We start from the raw sequence: 16755 nt of genomic DNA, 5'->3' as shown, positions 1-16755 counted from the left end.
AATGGCAGTGCAGGTCAGCGATTTCGATCGGTTTTCTTTCACACTCTTCATGGCGCTCGCGGTTCATGCCATCGTGGTGTTGGGCATCACTTTCGCGCCGGAGTCTCCGCGTTCCTCGGCCCAGACCATGGAAATCACCCTGTCACAGTATGATGACGAGAGCGATCCGGACGAAGCCGATTTCCTTGCCCAGACCAGCCAGAAAGGCAGTGGTACCGAGGAGGACGCGGTGGAAATGACATCGCCGCAGCCCTCCGAACTCAGCCAGCAGGAGATCGCCGAGGTTCAGCCGGAGCCGCCTTCCCGGGTGAAGCCGGTGCCTCAGCAGGAGCAGCCTGTGGTGCAGGCCGAGGCGCCCAGCGAACGCCAGGTGTCGAAGCCGGATACCGCGGAACCGGAGTCGGAAGAAACGTTGCCGGTAAAAGAAAAGAAGAGCCTGATGGAGCGCAGCCTCGAAATCGCCAGTCTGGAGGCCCGGTTCGACCAGCAACGGCAAGCTTATGCCAAGAAACCCCGCGTGATGCGGGTGACGGCGGCGTCCACCTTGAAATCGACCAACGCATGGTACGTGCAGAACTGGGTCAGCAAGGTGACCCGGGTGGGTAATATCAACTACCCTAAGGAGGCCAGGCAGGCGGGCATCTATGGCACCCTGCGCATGCTGGTTTCCCTGAAGAAAGACGGCTCGATCAAGGAACTGGCTATACTCCAGTCATCCGGTAGCACGGTGCTTGATGACGCGGCTATTCGCATCGTGAGAATGGCGGCGCCGTTTGCACCTTTCCCGGAGGATATGCGAGAGAATATCGACGAACTGGAAATTATCCGTACCTGGGTATTTGAACGGCGGGGGCTGACATCAGGATGACAGCATCGAAACACTCTCCACACAGTCTGCGGCACCAGTTTCTGGTGGCCTCTCCTTATTTGCAGGATCCCCGTTTCCATGGCGCGGTGATTTACCTGTGCGAACACTCCGATGAGGGCGCCCTGGGGCTGACGGTTAACCACCCCCTGGATATTCACCTCGGCGAAATCCTCGAACAGCTTGATATGGAGGGCGGCGAACTGGATGTGCCCGTCTATGGTGGGGGGCCGGTACAGACTGAGCGCGGCTTCGTGCTGCACTCGCCCGATGCCGGTTGGCAGAATACCGCCCGGGTGGCCGATGACGTGCTGCTGACCACTTCCCGGGATGTGCTCTCCGACATTGGGGCTGGCAAAGGGCCGAAAAACTACCTCGTGTGTCTGGGGTATGCGGGCTGGAGTGAGGGGCAACTGGAGGATGAGTTGGCAAGCAATGCCTGGCTGACCTGCCCCGCCACTCCCGAAATCCTGTTCCGTACGCCATGGGAGGACCGCTATCAGGCGGTGCTGAAACTGATCGGCATCGATCTTAACCAGCTCAGCGAGTTTGTGGGACATGCCTGATGCAGGAAATCGCCGCGTAATGGCATTCGACTTCGGCACCCGGCGGATTGGTGTGGCCAGCGGCCAGGAGTTGCTCGGAACCGGCAAACCCCTGACGATGTTGCCAGCCCGGGACGGGGTGCCGGACTGGGATCAGATTGGTCGGCTGCTGAAAGAATGGAAGCCGGACCGTGTGCTGGTGGGTCTGCCCCTGAACATGGACGACACCGAAAACGACATGTGCGCCCGGGCCCGAAAATTTGGCAAACGTTTACACGGACGCTTTCACGTCGAAGTGGAAATGGTGGACGAACGCCTGACCAGTTTCGAGGCCAAGGGCGACGTCTTGGCTGCCGGCGGCAGTCGTGATTTTGGCCGCGACGGCGTCGATGACCGTGCCGCCGTGCTGATTCTGGAAACCTGGTTTCATCAGCAGGAATCCCGTTCTGCCTGACCCGGCTCAGGCTGTTGTATGAGAGGACTCAAATGACTGCATTGCTTGATATGGACCAGCTGCTTGATGACCTGGAAAAGGGCCTGCGCAAGAGGCTGGAAGAGCGGGGAGTCACCGACCCGGCATTGATCGGTATTCGTACCGGCGGCGTCTGGCTGGCGGATGTCATGAGCAAGCGTCTGGGCCTGAAAGAGCCCTGGGGCGAGCTGGACATCTCCTTCTACCGGGACGATTTCAGCCGCATTGGCCTTAACCCGAAAGTGAAACCTTCCAGTCTGCCTTTCAGCACCGAAGACCGGGATATTATCCTGATCGACGACGTTATCATGAGTGGTCGCACCATCCGCGCGGCAATGAATGAAATCTTCGATTATGGCCGGCCGGCAAGTATCATCCTCGCCACACTGGTGGATCTGGGCGCGCGGGAGCTGCCGGTGCAGCCGGATGTAACCGGACGGGTACTGGCCCTGCAGTCTCACCAGCGTGTGAAATTGCGCGGCCCGGCCCCGCTGCACATAGAATTACAGGAAACGGGCAAGTAATCAGCGAACGCATAACCCCAACAGGCGACACATGACGGCAAACGACCCTTCCTCGACCTCCCTTCAGCTTACCGCCGACGGCCAGCTACGGCATTTTCTGACCCTCGATGGCCTGGACCGGGCGCTACTGACCGAAATTCTCGACACCGCAGATTCCTTTATCGAAGTGGGTGAGCGCAGCATCAAGAAAGTGCCGTTGCTGCGGGGCCGTACGGTGGTGAACCTGTTCTTTGAATCCAGCACCCGCACCCGCAGCACCTTCGAACTGGCGGCCAAGCGCCTCTCGGCGGACGTACTCAACCTGGACATCAATACCTCAGCCACGTCCAAGGGTGAGTCCCTGTCTGACACTCTGCTGAATCTGGAAGCCATGGCCAGCGACATGTTCGTGGTGCGTCATTCCCAGAGTGGTGCTCCCCATTTTATTGCCGAAAGCGTTACACCGGGGGTGGCGATCATTAATGCCGGAGACGGCCGCCATGCCCACCCCACTCAGGCCATGCTGGACATGCTCACCATCCGGCAACACAAGGGCCGTTTTGAGGGGCTGAAAGTGGCCATTGTTGGTGATGTGTTGCACTCACGGGTGGCGCGCTCCCAGATCCGTGCCCTGAACGAATTGGGAGCGGCAGAAGTACGGGTGATCGCACCGGCCACCCTGCTGCCAAGAGACGTGGAAAGCCTGGGCTGCACCGTGGAATACGACATGAAACGGGGCATGAAAGACCTGGATGTGGTGATCATGCTGCGCCTGCAAAAAGAACGTATGGAAGGGGCGCTACTGCCCAGCGAACGGGAGTTCTACCGACTCTATGGTCTCAATCGGGAGAAGCTGGCCCTTGCCGACCCGGGCTGCATTGTGATGCATCCCGGCCCCATCAACAGGGGGGTGGAAATAGAATCGGCGGTGGCTGACGGGCCACAGTCGGTCATCCTCAACCAGGTCACCAACGGTATTGCCATTCGCATGGCCGTAATGTCCATGGCCATGGGTGGCCAGATGGCAGAGCGCAATCGCAAGCTGGCAGAGAGGGTCGAGGGATGAGCAGCCTGAAAATCAGCGGTGGCCGCCTGGCCAACACCGATACTGTAACCACGGTCTTGATCAGGGATGGCTACATCGCTGCGCTCGGCGATGCCGCTGGACGAGAGTCTGCCGATAACGAATTTGATGCCGCCGGCTGCATCGTGGCGCCAGGGTTTGTCGACTTGTGCTGCAACCTGCGCGAGCCCGGCAATGGTCAGAAAGGCAATATTGCCTCGGAGAGCCTGGCTGCCGCCCATGGTGGATTCACCACTGTATGTGCGTCTCCGGAGACCTCGCCAGTGAACGATTCCGGTGCGGTCACCAATCTGATTCTGGACGTGGCTGCCAAGCGTTCGGGGGTGCGAATACTGCCGGTGGGCGCCATTACCCGCGGCCTGGAAGGCGACCTTCTCAGCGACATGGCGGGCCTGGCGGCCGCGGGCTGTGTGGCCCTGGGGAACGGCGCACGTCCGGTGAAGAATGCGCGGGTGCTGCGTCGCTGTATGGCCTATGCCCAGACGTTCGGGCTGACGGTGATGTTCAGCCCCGAGAACCGCGCACTGGCAGCTGATGGGTACGCGCACGATGGTCTGGTAGCTTCCAGGCTGGGGCTGCTGGGCATTCCCGAGGTGGCGGAAACCACTGCGGTCATGGAAATGCTGTTGCTGGCTGAAGAAACCGGCGTTCGCCTGCACCTGAGCCAGTTATCCTGTGCCCGTAGCGTGGAGATGCTGGCCGATGCACGGAAGCGTGGTATTGCAGTGACCGCAGACGTTGCAGTGCACCAACTCCTGTTTACTGAAGATGCGTTGTCCGGTTTCGACAGCCGTTACCATGTGCGCCCCCCTCTGCGTTCGGAGAGAGACCGGCAGGCTTTGCTGGCCGGTGTGCGGGACGGCGTAATTGATGCGATCACCAGCCAGCACCAGCCTCACGACTCCGCTGCCAAGCAGGCCCCGATGGCCGCCACCGAACCGGGCCTCTCCACCATTGAGAGCACCCTGTCCATGGGTCTGCTGCTGGTGCAGCGAGGCGAGCTGGGCAATGCAGACCTGATCCGGGCGCTCACCACTGGCCCGGCTGCCGTGCTTGGCCATTCCGCCGAGCTCCATGAAGGTGCAGTGGCGGACCTGTGTGTGTTTGACCCCCGGACCAGCTGGCGGCCGGACGACACCAACCTCTGTTCAGTGGGGCGCCACATTCCGTTGCCCGGTAAAGATCTGCCAGGTGTGGTTCGGCTTACCCTGTGCAATGGCCAACAGGCCTGGCCCTGCAATAACCTGTAGCCCGGGCTTTCATGTCGGTAAAATGTGGCAGAGGTTGCGGAACCTCTGTCGAGCCCGTCACAGTTCCTTACCTTTTTGCTTCAGAGCCCTTGATGACAGGCACCTGTGCCAAAGTATTCTTGTCGTGGCCGGCCTAATCTCGGCCAGACAATAATAATTCAGGAGTCATCCCCGTGAAACTAGTCAACCTACCGCGAAAGGCCACAGCGGTTGCCGCCCTGTGTGCCAGTCTTGCGTTGTCGCCGCTTGCCCAGGCGGAATCGGACCTCATGGAGCGAAGCTTCTGTGTGTTTGATCCGGTGGGGGCCAACGGCCCGCTGTTCGCTATTACCAAAACCTTCCAGCCCATCGCCCTCAAGGAAGGCATCAAACTGAACCTGCGTGCCTATACCGACGAGAAAGTCGCCGCCGAAGACTTCAAGGCCGGTCAGTGTGACGCCGTATTGCTCACCGGCACCCGTGCTCGCGAATTCAACAAATTCACCGGTACCCTGGAGGCTATGGGTGCTGTGCCCGGTGAAGAGGAAATGCGGCTGCTTTACAACACTCTCAGCCAGGAAAAGGCGCGCCCGTTCCTGATCGATGGAAACTACGAAGTGGCTGGCGTTTTCCCCGGTGGCGCGGTGTACCTCCATACCCGAGATCGTGCGATCGATTCCGTGGAAAAGCTGCAGGGCAAACGCATTGCCACCCTGGATTTTGACAGCGCCTCCGTGCGCATGGTGCGGCATGTGGGTGCTTCCGTAGTGGGCTCCAACTCTGCCAACTTTGCGGGTAAATTCAACAATGGCAGTGTCGATCTGGCCTATGCACCGGCAGTGGCCTATTCCCCCCTGGAGCTTTACAAAGGTGTGACCCCCAATGGGGGCGTGTTCAAGTACGCGCTAGCCTACATGAACTTCCAGGTGATCATCCATCGCGATCGCTTCCCGGATAGTGCTGGCCAGATGGTGCGTAACCAGGCCATCCAGCGCATCGATGAGGCCTACGAAATCATCGCTGAAGCCGAAGCTGGTATTCCCGAGGATGTGTGGATGCATCCGCCACAGGAAGACGTCGCCGAATACGACAAGATGCTTCGCAAGGTGCGGTTGTCATTACTGGAAGACGGTGTCTACGACGAACGCGCTATCAGCCTGATGAAGGCGATTCGCTGCCGGGTGGATGGCTCCCGTTCCGAGTGTGCGTCCTGAGGAGTGGATAACCGGGGGCGAGCGGCCCCCGGTTGCGGACTTAGCGGATCGAGTCTTTCAGCGCCTTGCCTGCCTTGAAGCCGACTGTCTTGCTGGCAGGTATCCGGATGGTTGCACCGGTTTGGGGATTACGGCCATCGCGGGCTTCACGGCTGCGAATGTTGAAGGTGCCGAAACCGATCAGGGTGGTGTCTTCGCCCCGGGCAGCAGCAGCGGAGATCTGGTCGGTGAATGCTGTAATCACTTCGCTGGCTTTCTCCCGGGTCAATCCGGTCTGGTCTGCAACAGCGGCGGCAAGTTCAGGTTTGCGCATTGGATACTCCTTGTTGTCGTTTTTGGTTATTCACCGGTGGCTGCGTAACCGCCGGCTGACCAAATCTATAGCGGTTTGCGACGCATTGTGCAAACCGGTAATCCGAATACATTTGAGCCTCCGGCTTCATTTGCGGGCGGAGTCGCATAAAAACAGGGAGTTGTGGGCGATAATGCCGTTTCGGTTACAAACTGTAACCAAGCAGGTGTGCGGCCCCGGCCGGACGAGGCTCCGGTTGCCCTAAAAATAAAAAGGTAAGATGTTATGACACGTATTCAGAAACCTGCCAACCGGCCACCTCACGGGTTTGTCCGGTTTCGCGGTGCCGTAACGGCAGTTCTTGCAGGAATGGTCCTCAGTGGTTGTGGTGTCGTCAACAACATGATCTACAAGACCACCGGTGATGTGATGCAGGGCTTCTCCCGCAATCACACCGTTCCCTATCTTCTGGAAAGTGAAGATCTGGCCATGGGTTGCGCCATGAGTGAGGCCACCGCCCCCCTGCTGATGTCCTTTGGCCGTGTAACCAGCGAGCCTGACCAACTGGCGGTAATGCTTTATCTGTCAGCCGGTGGTTGTGCGGAAGAACAGGCGCGGGAGCACGAACTGGCCAGCCTGGGTGCCTTGCGTACAAGGAACGCGGAAGCGGCCGAAGATGCCATCATTCGCCAGAAGCGTGCCCTGTCCCTGGCTGCCAAGCGTTATCACCGGGGCTGGAAACATCACAACGCGTTCTACGGCGAACCGGATGAGGAGGAATGTCCCGGCTTTGACGACGACCTTGGCGAATTTATCTACATGGCGGGCCTGCTGTCGGGTCTGCAGGCACTGAATGCCGAGATCCAGTCTACGTCGTCCATCGGCGTTCCCAAGAACATCGGCTCCACCGTCGCCCGCGCCACCAGTTGTCTCGAGAACGACAAGTGGTGGGGCGCGCCCATGGCATTGCGCGCCACGGTCTGGTCGATGATCCCCGGCGCGCAGCCCGAGGGCGAAGATCCTTTCCAGCGCCTTAGCGTAGCCGATGAGCAGGGTGAGGAGGCCGGGGTAAGACTCAGCCATGTGTTCCACGCCATTGCTGCTCAGAACAAGGGTGATCAGGAGCGCCTCCGAGCTGTTATTCGTAGCCATGCCGAAGCGATCGACGAAACACCCTCCAATGAAGAATGGAAGTTCGTGGACGCCATGGCCACCCAGATGATTGTCGCTATTTCCGATCGCATGTGGATGGAAAACACCGGACACCGTACGCCGACCGGCAAGCTGGGAACCTTCTGGGACGATGAGAAGGAAGCGGTGGAAACCATGGATCTGGATGATCTGCTGTAAACCAATATTCCCAGAGTGAGCTGTTATGTCCGAGGTTGGATTTCGCCGTAGTGGCAGGGAGTGGTTCTCCTCCCTGCCGGCCTGTCTGCTTTTGCTGGCGGTGGTGCTGTTTTCCACCAGCAGTGATATCCACAACCAGATGCTCCGCGGTGGCGAGCAACTGTGGAGTGGCTATTACAAACTGAGGGCAGATCCGGTCCAGCCAACCTGTGACCCGAACGTGGATATCGAAGCCGCGGTACAGGAAGAGCTGGCGGAGGAGAGCGGAGATGATCCCATGGCGGCGCTACTGGGAGAAGCTGAAAAAGATCCGGCGGATATCCGTCTGGCGATCGAACGCTCGGTGGAAGATTGTCGCCAGAGCTATCGCAGCTACGAGAACCTCAAGGACAAGCTTACGCCAGGCGTGAAAGCCTATCGAACAGTGGAACTCTTCGTGGCCGACCTGATCGCCTTCGGCCTCGAATCCCAGCGCTATATACTGGTCATTCTGGTAATGCTGTGTGCAGCTACCGCAACCCTGACCCGCCATCACATCGCCATGCGAGCGATGGAAACCCGCCTGGACTACACGGTTTCCCATACCTTGCAGACTGTCGCCAACGCCATGTTGCTTGGTTCCAGTGTGATCTTCCGCCAGTCCAGTTTCGGCTCTGACAACACCATGTCCTCCGACGAGCTACTCCTCCACAACCTGTGGATCATCGGGTTCGCGGCGCTGACCCTGGCCAGTCTCTACCGTCTGGTACGGGTGCCGGACGACCTGGAAGAGGGCGGCGATCTGAACAAGGCATTTCTGGCCGTCCCTCTTTATACGGTTATGTGCCTTATATCAGGTACTTATTTTGCACTGATCGGTCACGCCTCCGGTATTGGTATCTACCTGGGCAAGATGATGGAACTGTCTGACATGTTCCTCAACGTGGGCCTGTATGTGTGGGTGGGCATGATGCTGAAGCAGACCCGCCTCGCCACGTTGGTGTTCAATGTATTCAGGCCGTGGCGCATGCCGCCCGAACTTCTGGCCGTGGTGGCGGTGCTGGTGGCAGCCGTGCCTACCGCGTATACCGGCGCCTCCGGTATCTTTGTTATTGCCGCCGGTGCCGTTATCTACACGGAGTTGCGTGCTGCCGGTGCCCGCCGGCATCTGGCTTTGGCCGCCACCGCCATGTCTGGTTCCCTCGGCGTCGTCTTGCGGCCCTGTCTGCTGGTGGTGGTCATTGCCTACCTGAACCGGGAAGTCACTACCGACGAGCTCTTTGGCTGGGGCATCTGGGTGTTCGTACTTACGGCTGCCATGTTCACAGCTGTCGCGCTGACCGTTAACCGTCAGAGCCAGTTCAACCTCGCTCCGGCATCCGTTGCCCTTTCGCCGATGATGTCAGCACTGAAGCAGCTGATTCCTTATGTTCTGGTGATCACAGCGGTGGTGCTGCTGTACCGGTTCGCCCTGGATGTGAAAATGGACGAGTTCTCGGCCCCCCGATTGCTGCCCGTGATCATGCTGGCGATTCTGCTGTATGAGCACATCAGCCTGAAAAACCGCAAGGGTCGGGCCAGTGGTGAGATCAAACACCAGGGCCTGGAACGCAGCCTGCGCTCAGCCACCAACGACACCACCGCCGAAATCGGCGCTCTGTTGTTGCTGTTGGGCCTGTCAGTCAGCATTGGCGGCGTGATTGAGCGCTCCCATCTGATGGAAGCGTTCCCACAGTCTTTCGACAGCGCCTGGTCCGCCATGCTGCTGATGGTGGTCATCCTCGTGATCCTGGGGATGATCATGGACGCCTTCGGGGCCGTGATTCTTGTAACTGCAACGGTGGCAACCATTGCCTACAGCAGCGGTATCCATCCGATTCACTTCTGGATGGTTACCCTGGTGGCGTTCGAGCTCGGTTACCTCAGCCCCCCTGTGGCACTGAACCATCTGCTGACACGGCAAGTGGTAGGAGAAGCGGAAGTGCTGGCAGCACAGCAGGAAGGGGGTACGTTCTACCAGCGGCACGAGCGCATCATCATGCCGCTGATAGCCATGGGAATATCACTGGTGCTGGTGGCGTTCGTACCGCTGCTGTTCTATGGCTGAGCCGCAAGGGTCACACCGGCTCGGGCGTTTTCCGTTCACCACGAAGTAATGTGACGTCAGCTCTTGGGGGCGCTCCGAACAGGCGGCTGTACTCGCGGCTGAAGTGGGAAGGGCTTTCATAGCCCACCCGATAGCTGGCGGTGGCCGCCTCAAGCCCCTCGGCCAGCATCAGCCGCCTGGCTTCATGCAGGCGCAGCTTCTTCTGGAACTGCAGCGGCGACATCCGGGTTACCTGCTTGAAACTGTGGTACAGCGTGGACTCACTCATGTTCGCCGCTTCTGCCAACTCGCGGATTCGCAGGGGTTCCGCGTAGTGATCCTTCAATGCCGAGATCACCGTGGAAATCCGGTGGGACTGGGATTCCGCCGAAGCAAACTTTCGCATTCTGGACCCCATCTCTCCAATCAGGGTCCGGTAAATGATTTCCCGGCGAGCCAGGGGCGCGAGTATGGGTATGTCGCCGGGGGAATCCAGCAACCCCAGCAGCCGGTAAAGCGCACTCTGCATAGGCTCATCCATGGATGAGATGCACAGGCCGCATTCAAGTTCCGGGCAGTGTCCGTGTGGGTCCAGTGGCGGGGCCTTTTCGCCGAGCTCCAGCACCAGATCTGCCACTTCCTGAGGATCTACCTTGAGTTTTGCCGCCAGATAGGGCCGTTCCTCTGAGGCGTCGACAATCCGCCCCAGTACCGGTAAGTGTACCGAGCTGGCCAGATAGGACAGTGGCTGGTAGGTGATTTCCCGGTCGCCCAGCTGGATGGTCTTGGTGCCCTGAATGACAAAACACAGCGAAGGTTCATAAACACTTGAACCGCAGCTGGAAGGCTGGTTGCAGCGTATCAGTTCTACACCATTTATGGCCGAACCCTGGATGCCCTGTTGGGTCGTCCATTTACCAACTACCCGGGCGAGCTGTTGCTGCAAGTTGAGGGTGAGATTTCCGGAAATCTCGGGAATCGTGGCAGTCATCGGTAGGTCTCCCTTTCAGGGCAGTATAATCCTTCGTATCCTGAATCGTATGGGGGTTCATGTATGTTCTGCAGGATCAGGCAATGACCGCGCAGAAATCGGCAACCCCTCACGCCCAGCAGATGGCAGCCGGCAGAATCAGGCAAGCTTCCCGCAGTAACCCGATACCCTCTTCATCCCTGCATTCTTTATCTTAGCTTACATCCTGATTCGGGCCTATTGACCTCAAGTTAACTTGAGGAAATAGGCTCTGTGTCGAATTCGTTTAACCCCAACCGACTTAACAAGCAATCCAACCGATTACTTGGCAAACGGGCGTGCTCACAAGGCGTTCCCGACATTGGAGCGAGAAACCATGGAAAGTCTGATAACAAAGAACTTGAGCGAATCCGGCCGGGTACTGGGCCTGGCTATTGCACTGGCGGTGTTGATGACCGGCTGTGAGGCACAAAGCGACGAGGCGATCGCGCCGCCTCCACCGCCGGAAGTGGATGTGGCGGAAGTTCTGGTGGACCGGGTCACCCTGTGGGAGTCCTTCACCGGCCGGGTAGCATCCCCGGAAACGGTGGATTTGCGCCCCCGTGTGAGTGGCTACATTGACGAGGTGGCGTTCGAAGAAGGTGAGCTGGTACAGGCCGGTGACCTGCTGTTCCAGATAGACCCCCGGCCTTACAAAGCGCGGGCGCAGGCAGCCCGTGCGGAACTGGCACTGGCCAATAGCCAGCTGGAACTGGCCCGGAGTGAAGCCGGCCGGGCCAAGACACTACTGGAAAGCCGTGCTATTTCCCAGGAAGAGTACGACCAGCGCAATGCCGCTTTATTGAGCGCCCGTGCCCGGGTGCAGGCTGCCCAGGCAGCGCTGGATGCCGCCGAGCTGGATCTGCAGTACACCCGCATAACCGCACCGGTCAGCGGCCGTGCCGGCCGTGCGCTGGTAACACGCGGCAACCTCGCTAATGCGGACCAGAGCCTGCTGACAACCGTGGTGTCTGTGGACCCGCTCCACGTCTATTTTGAGGCCGATGAGAAATCCGCATCCCGTAGCCAACAGTTGCCTGTCACTGGCCAGCCACGAAGTGTGCGTATCGCGCTGGGGGATGAGGACGGTCGCCAGTACCAGGGCGAACTCGACTTCGTGGACAACCACCTGAACCCGGGAACCGGCACACTGCAGTATCGCGCCGTGGTCAGTAACTCGGACGGTCTGATCAGGCCAGGCCAGTTTGCCCGTGTGGAAATGCCTGTGGCCAAACTGGACAGCGCACTGCTGGTCAACCGCAAGGCGGTGTTGACCGACCAGGACCGTCGTTACGTCTACGTGGTGGATGAAAACAACCTGGCCAGCACACGGCAGGTGACCACGGGCCGTCAGGTGGATGACCTGCTGGTGATCCGCGACGGCCTGCAGAGCGGTGACCTGGTGATAATCAATGGCGTGCAGAAAGTGTACGGCCCCGGCATGGAGGTGAGCCCGCAACTGGTCGCTATGCGGGAATCGGATCAGGATGCTGACGCGGTTGCGGTAGCGCGGGAGATGGCGCAATGAATATCTCCCGCTTCTTTGTGGACCGGCCGATATTCGCGGCGGTACTTTCCATTATCATTTTCGCCATCGGGCTGATTTCCATCCCCAACTTGCCCGTCAGCGAGTACCCGGAAGTGGTGCCGCCGTCTGTGGTGGTGCGCACCGTTTACCCCGGTGCCAACCCCAAGGAAATCGCTGAAACCGTGGCGACGCCCCTGGAAGAAGCCATCAGTGGTGTCGAGGACATGATGTATTTCAAGTCCGTAGCGGGCTCGGATGGCGTCCTCCAGATGACCGTCACCTTCCGCCCCGGCACAGATGCGGAGGACGCCACTGTACGGGTACAGAACCGGGTCAGCCAGGCACTCGCCCGGCTGCCGGAGGAGGTGCGGCGCCAGGGGGTGACCACCCAGAAACAGTCGCCAACCTTCCTGATGGTGGTCCATCTGACCTCCCCGAACGGTACCTACGACACTCTTTATTTACGAAACTATGCCCGTTTGCACGTGCGGGATCGCCTCGCGCGTATCCAGGGGGTAGGGGACGCGCAGATATTCGGTGGTGGTGACTACGCCATGCGCGCCTGGCTGGATCCGGAGCGGATTGCTGCCCGTGGCCTGACCGCCAGCGATGTGGTGCGTGCCATGCGTGAACAGAACGTGCAGGTGTCCGCCGGCCAGATCGGCGCCGAGCCGGTGCCGGACAGCGACTTCCTCACCCTCATCAATGCCAGGGGACGGCTGGAAACCGTGGAGGAGTTTGGTGACATCGTACTCAAACGCGGCGACAACGGCGAAATCCTGCGGCTGGAAGATGTGGCCCGGCTGGAAATGGGGGCTGGCGACTACACCCTGCGCTCTCAACTGGACGGCAAGGATGCCGTGGCCATCGGTGTCTTCCAGGCACCGGAAGCCAACGCCCTGCAAATCCGTGATGAAGTGATCGACACCATGGATGAACTGGCCACTCGCTTCCCGGAGGGCGTGGAGTATGAAGCGGTGTACGACACGACCATTTTTGTCAGTGATTCCATCAAGGCGGTGGTGGCCACGCTGCTGGAAGCGGTGTTGCTGGTGGTGCTGGTAGTCACCCTGTTTCTGCAGACCTGGCGCGCCTCCATTATTCCGCTGCTTGCGGTACCGGTGTCGGTCATAGGGACTTTCGGTGCGCTTTACCTGCTGGGTTATTCCATCAACACCCTGACCCTGTTCGGGCTGGTACTGGCCATCGGTATCGTGGTGGATGACGCCATTGTGGTGGTGGAAAATGTGGAGCGTAACATCGAGGAAGGACGGACCCCTTTGGCAGCGGCCCATCAGGCCATGAAGGAGGTGTCTGGTCCTATCATCGCCATTGGCCTGGTGCTGTGCGCGGTGTTTATCCCCATGGCCTTCCTGTCCGGCGTGACGGGCCAGTTCTACCGGCAGTTCGCGGTGACCATCGCTATTTCCACGGTAATCTCCACCATCAACTCGTTGACCCTGTCGCCGGCGCTGGCCGCGATGTTGCTCAAACCCCACACAGCACCCAAGGATCGGGTGCAACGGGTCATTGATGCCTTGTTCGGCTGGGTCTTCCGGCCATTTAACCGTTTCTTCAACGCCAGTGCGGAGAAGTACCAGCGCGGCGTGTCCCGTTCCCTGCGTCGGCGCGGTGCCGTGTTCGTGGTGTATGCCTTGTTGCTCGCAGGCACAGGGTTGATGTTCAAGGTGGTACCGCCGGGCTTTATCCCGACTCAGGACAAACTGTACCTGATAGCCGGGGTAAAACTACCGGAAGGGGCTTCCCTGGAACGCACTGATCAGTTGCTGCAGCAGGTAACCGATATTGCCATGGATACCGAAGGGGTGGCCAACGCCGTGGCCTTTCCCGGTCTGAATGCACTGCAGTTCACCAATACCTCCAACACCGGTGTGGTGTTCTTTCCGCTCAAGCCGTTTGAGGAGCGTAGCCTGAGTGCGGCAGAGATCAACGCCCGCATCAGCCAGCAAATCGCCGGGCTGAAAGAAGGTTTCGCCTTCTCCTTCATGCCGCCACCGATTCTTGGGCTGGGTAACGGCTCCGGCTACCAGTTGTTCATAGAGGACCGGGGGAACCTGGGCTACGGTGCCCTGCAGAATGCGGTGAACCAGTTCCAGGGCGCGATCAGCCAGACACCCGGCATGGGTTACCCCATCAGCAGCTACCAGGCCAACGTGCCGCAACTGGATGCGGAAGTGGACCGCCTCAAGGCCAAGGCCCAGGGCGTGCCGCTGACGGAGTTGTTCGACACCCTGCAGACCTATCTCGGGTCCACGTACGTGAATGACTTCAACCGCTTTGGCCGTACCTGGCAGGTGATTGCCCAGGCCGACGCCCCCTACCGCGATAGTTTGGAGGATATTGCCCGCCTGCGCACCCGCAATAACCAGGGCGAGATGGTACCCATTGGCTCGATGGTGGATATCCGTCAGAGCTTCGGCCCTGATCCGGTATTGCGTTACAACGGCTACCCTGCCGCCGACATTGCCGGCGAAGCAGACCCGCGGATGCTGTCTTCGGCTCAGGCCATGGATGCACTGACGGCCCTGGCGGACGAGACCCTTCCTGCCGGCATGGACTTTGAGTGGACCGACTTGAGCTTTCAGCAGGCCACCCAGGGCGATGCGGCGCTGGTGGTATTCCCGCTTTCCATCCTGCTGGTGTTCCTGGTGCTGGCGGCGCTGTATGAGAGCTGGACCTTGCCCCTGGCGGTGATCCTCATCGTGCCCATGTGTATGCTCTCGGCACTGATCGGCGTGTGGTTTGGGGACGGGGACAACAACATTTTCGTCCAGGTGGGCCTGGTGGTGTTGATTGGTCTGGCCTGTAAGAACGCCATCCTGATCGTGGAATTTGCCCGTGAGCTGGAGTTACAGGGCCGGGGCGTTGTGGAGGCGGCACTGGAGGCCTGCCGGTTGCGGCTGCGGCCTATCATTATGACCTCGATTACCTTTACCGCGGCCGTGGTACCGCTGGTTCTGGCTACCGGCGCTGGTGCCGAGGTTCGCCAGGCTCTGGGCACTGCCGTATTTGCCGGCATGGTCGGGGTAACCCTGTTTGGCCTGTTCCTCACGCCGGTGTTTTATGTGGCTCTGCGCAAGCTGTCTGGCAGCCATCCTCTGAAAAGCCATCACACATCCACACTGATCTGCGAAGACGAGCCCAACGACGATGTAGTTCCGGGAGGTAGCCATGCATAAAGTAATCACAATGACCGGAGTATTGGTGCTGTTGACCGGTTGTGCCGTGGGGCCGGATTACCAGGCGCCGGCCACACCGGAACCGGAGGCCTTCTCGGAGGGGCGGACGATGGTCGCTGGCGTCAGTGACCAGCAACGTTTCTGGCATGGGTTTGGCGACCCCTTGCTGGAGCAGTTGATTGACCAGACCCTGGCGGCTAACCACACCCTGGAAGGCGCGGTAGCCCGCTACGAGCGTGCCGCTGCGCTGCTCTACGGAGCCGAAAGGGACCAGTGGCCCAGCGTGACTGCCAGTGCTACCGCTGCCGAACAGTACCTGGCGGACATTGAGCAGTCACCGCAGGGCGCCGGGCCGGAACGGGTACAGCGATTCCAGGCTGGCCTTGCCGCCAACTGGGAGCTGGACCTGTTCGGGCGCCTGCGGCGCGCGACAGAAGCCCAGAGGGCAGAGCTGGAAGCCGCCGGGGCTGATATCGGCACCGTGCAGGTCGCGATGGTGGGGCAACTGGCAAGCAGCTACTTTGAGTTGCGCGGTCTGCAACAGCAGTATCTGGTGGCGCAGCAGAGTGTGGCACTGCAACAGCAATCTCTGGATATTGTGGAAGCCCGGGTAGGTGCGGGGAGGGGGACGGAGTTTGATCAGGTGCGTGCCCGTGCTCAACTGGAACGAACCCGCGCTGAACTGCCCACGCTGCAGGCGGGTATCCGGGCGGCTATGCACCGCATTGCCATACTGACCGGCCAGCCTCCGATGGCGCTGGTGGAAACGCTGTCACCCCAGCGTGCGCTTCCAGAAACCCTGCCGGCAATTCCCGTGGACAGCCCCGGGGATGTGCTGCGACGACGTCCGGACATTGCTGCGGCAGAACGCCGCCTGGCTGCTGCCACTGCCCGAATCGGCATTGCCACCGTCGACCTGTTTCCCAGCTTTACCCTCAGTGGGATGATAGGTTCTGCTACTGCCGACACCAGTGACCTGTTCACCGGCCCCGCGGATACCCGGCGTGTGGCCCTGGGCATCGACTGGACCTTCCTGGACCACGGCAAGGTAAAGGCACGCATAGAGGCCGCGGGGGCCGACAGCCGTGCGGCACTAGCCAATTACCAGCAAACCGTACTGGAAGCGCTAGAAGAAGCAGAGACACGGTTGGTGCGTTACCAGCGCGCCCAACAACGGGAAAAACGACTTGAACAGGCCATGAATAACGCCGAGAAAGCGGTGGAGCTGGCCCGGGCCCGTTATGAAGAGGGATTCATCGGCTATTTCGAAGTACTGACGGCTGAACAGGAGTTCACCGCCACCCGGGATGCCGCCGTGCGTAGCCGTACGGCAGTGACCCTGGCGATGGTGGACGTATACCGCTCCCTGGTCGGGGCGCCGGGTTAGACCACCCCGCCA

General features: G+C 59.9%; 14 protein-coding genes. 12 read left to right on the top strand and 2 right to left on the bottom strand.

Translation table 11 applies throughout. The annotated features are described in order from the left end of the window. Position 1 precedes the first annotated feature (1 nt). From FO268_RS06635 to FO268_RS06605, 7 genes are all read left to right on the top strand, one after another. Positions 2 to 868, top strand: a complete 867-nt coding sequence (locus FO268_RS06635) for an energy transducer TonB (protein WP_150990942.1) — start codon at positions 2 to 4, stop codon at positions 866 to 868. Beyond that, a complete protein-coding gene (locus tag FO268_RS06630) occupies positions 865 to 1431 on the top strand; it encodes a YqgE/AlgH family protein (RefSeq protein ID WP_191966869.1) in 567 nt (188 codons plus the stop codon). Before FO268_RS06635 ends, FO268_RS06630 begins: the two co-directional genes overlap by 4 nt. Beyond that, positions 1424 to 1864, top strand: a complete 441-nt coding sequence (ruvX, locus tag FO268_RS06625) for a Holliday junction resolvase RuvX (RefSeq protein WP_150990940.1) — start codon at positions 1424 to 1426, stop codon at positions 1862 to 1864. Before FO268_RS06630 ends, ruvX begins: the two co-directional genes overlap by 8 nt. Positions 1865 to 1896: 32 nt before the next feature. Then, positions 1897 to 2406 carry a bifunctional pyr operon transcriptional regulator/uracil phosphoribosyltransferase PyrR gene (gene pyrR, locus FO268_RS06620; RefSeq protein WP_150990938.1) on the top strand — a complete coding sequence of 170 codons (510 nt, stop codon included), beginning with the start codon at positions 1897 to 1899 and terminating at the stop codon, positions 2404 to 2406. A gap of 31 nt (positions 2407 to 2437) precedes the next feature. After that, entirely contained in the window at positions 2438 to 3451 is a 1014-nt protein-coding gene (locus FO268_RS06615; RefSeq protein ID WP_150990937.1) for an aspartate carbamoyltransferase catalytic subunit, read from the top strand. Beyond that, on the top strand, positions 3448 to 4719 hold the full coding sequence (locus FO268_RS06610) for a dihydroorotase (RefSeq protein ID WP_150990935.1): 1272 nt from the start codon (positions 3448 to 3450) through the stop codon (positions 4717 to 4719). The genes FO268_RS06615 and FO268_RS06610 overlap by 4 nt, the downstream gene beginning before the upstream one ends. Before the next feature lie 269 nt (positions 4720 to 4988). Next, positions 4989 to 5912 (top strand): putative solute-binding protein, encoded by a 924-nt coding sequence (locus tag FO268_RS06605; RefSeq protein WP_225316545.1) that lies wholly within the window; start codon positions 4989 to 4991, stop codon positions 5910 to 5912. 40 nt (positions 5913 to 5952) lie between these two features. On the opposite strand, the gene FO268_RS06600 is transcribed toward FO268_RS06605, so the two are convergent. Next, entirely contained in the window at positions 5953 to 6225 is a 273-nt protein-coding gene (locus tag FO268_RS06600) for an HU family DNA-binding protein (protein WP_027830102.1), read from the bottom strand. A 264-nt stretch (positions 6226 to 6489) separates the two neighbouring features. Between FO268_RS06600 and FO268_RS06595 the strand changes: the two genes are divergently transcribed. Both FO268_RS06595 and FO268_RS06590 read left to right on the top strand, forming a co-directional pair. Beyond that, entirely contained in the window at positions 6490 to 7554 is a 1065-nt protein-coding gene (locus tag FO268_RS06595) for a hypothetical protein (RefSeq protein ID WP_150990931.1), read from the top strand. 25 nt (positions 7555 to 7579) lie between these two features. Then, positions 7580 to 9640: a TRAP transporter large permease subunit gene (locus FO268_RS06590; protein WP_150990929.1), complete on the top strand. Its 2061-nt coding sequence runs from the start codon at positions 7580 to 7582 to the stop codon at positions 9638 to 9640. 10 nt (positions 9641 to 9650) lie between these two features. On the opposite strand, the gene FO268_RS06585 is transcribed toward FO268_RS06590, so the two are convergent. Then, positions 9651 to 10610 carry an AraC family transcriptional regulator gene (locus tag FO268_RS06585; RefSeq protein WP_150990927.1) on the bottom strand — a complete coding sequence of 320 codons (960 nt, stop codon included), beginning with the start codon at positions 10608 to 10610 and terminating at the stop codon, positions 9651 to 9653. Positions 10611 to 10965: 355 nt separating this feature from the next. Between FO268_RS06585 and FO268_RS06580 the strand changes: the two genes are divergently transcribed. From FO268_RS06580 to FO268_RS06570, 3 genes are read left to right on the top strand one after another with little or no spacing between them, the layout of a single operon-like run. Beyond that, entirely contained in the window at positions 10966 to 12156 is a 1191-nt protein-coding gene (locus tag FO268_RS06580) for an efflux RND transporter periplasmic adaptor subunit (protein WP_150990925.1), read from the top strand. Beyond that, complete coding sequence (locus FO268_RS06575; protein WP_150990923.1) at positions 12153 to 15356, top strand: efflux RND transporter permease subunit; 3204 nt, start codon at positions 12153 to 12155, stop codon at positions 15354 to 15356. Before FO268_RS06580 ends, FO268_RS06575 begins: the two co-directional genes overlap by 4 nt. Next, on the top strand, positions 15349 to 16743 hold the full coding sequence (locus FO268_RS06570) for an efflux transporter outer membrane subunit (RefSeq protein ID WP_150990921.1): 1395 nt from the start codon (positions 15349 to 15351) through the stop codon (positions 16741 to 16743). The genes FO268_RS06575 and FO268_RS06570 overlap by 8 nt, the downstream gene beginning before the upstream one ends. Positions 16744 to 16755: the final 12 nt, after the last annotated feature.

The organism is Marinobacter denitrificans (assembly GCF_008795955.1).
Taxonomy (GTDB): Bacteria; Pseudomonadota; Gammaproteobacteria; order Pseudomonadales; family Oleiphilaceae; genus Marinobacter; species Marinobacter denitrificans.
This window is presented reverse-complemented; position numbering and strand designations above follow the sequence as displayed.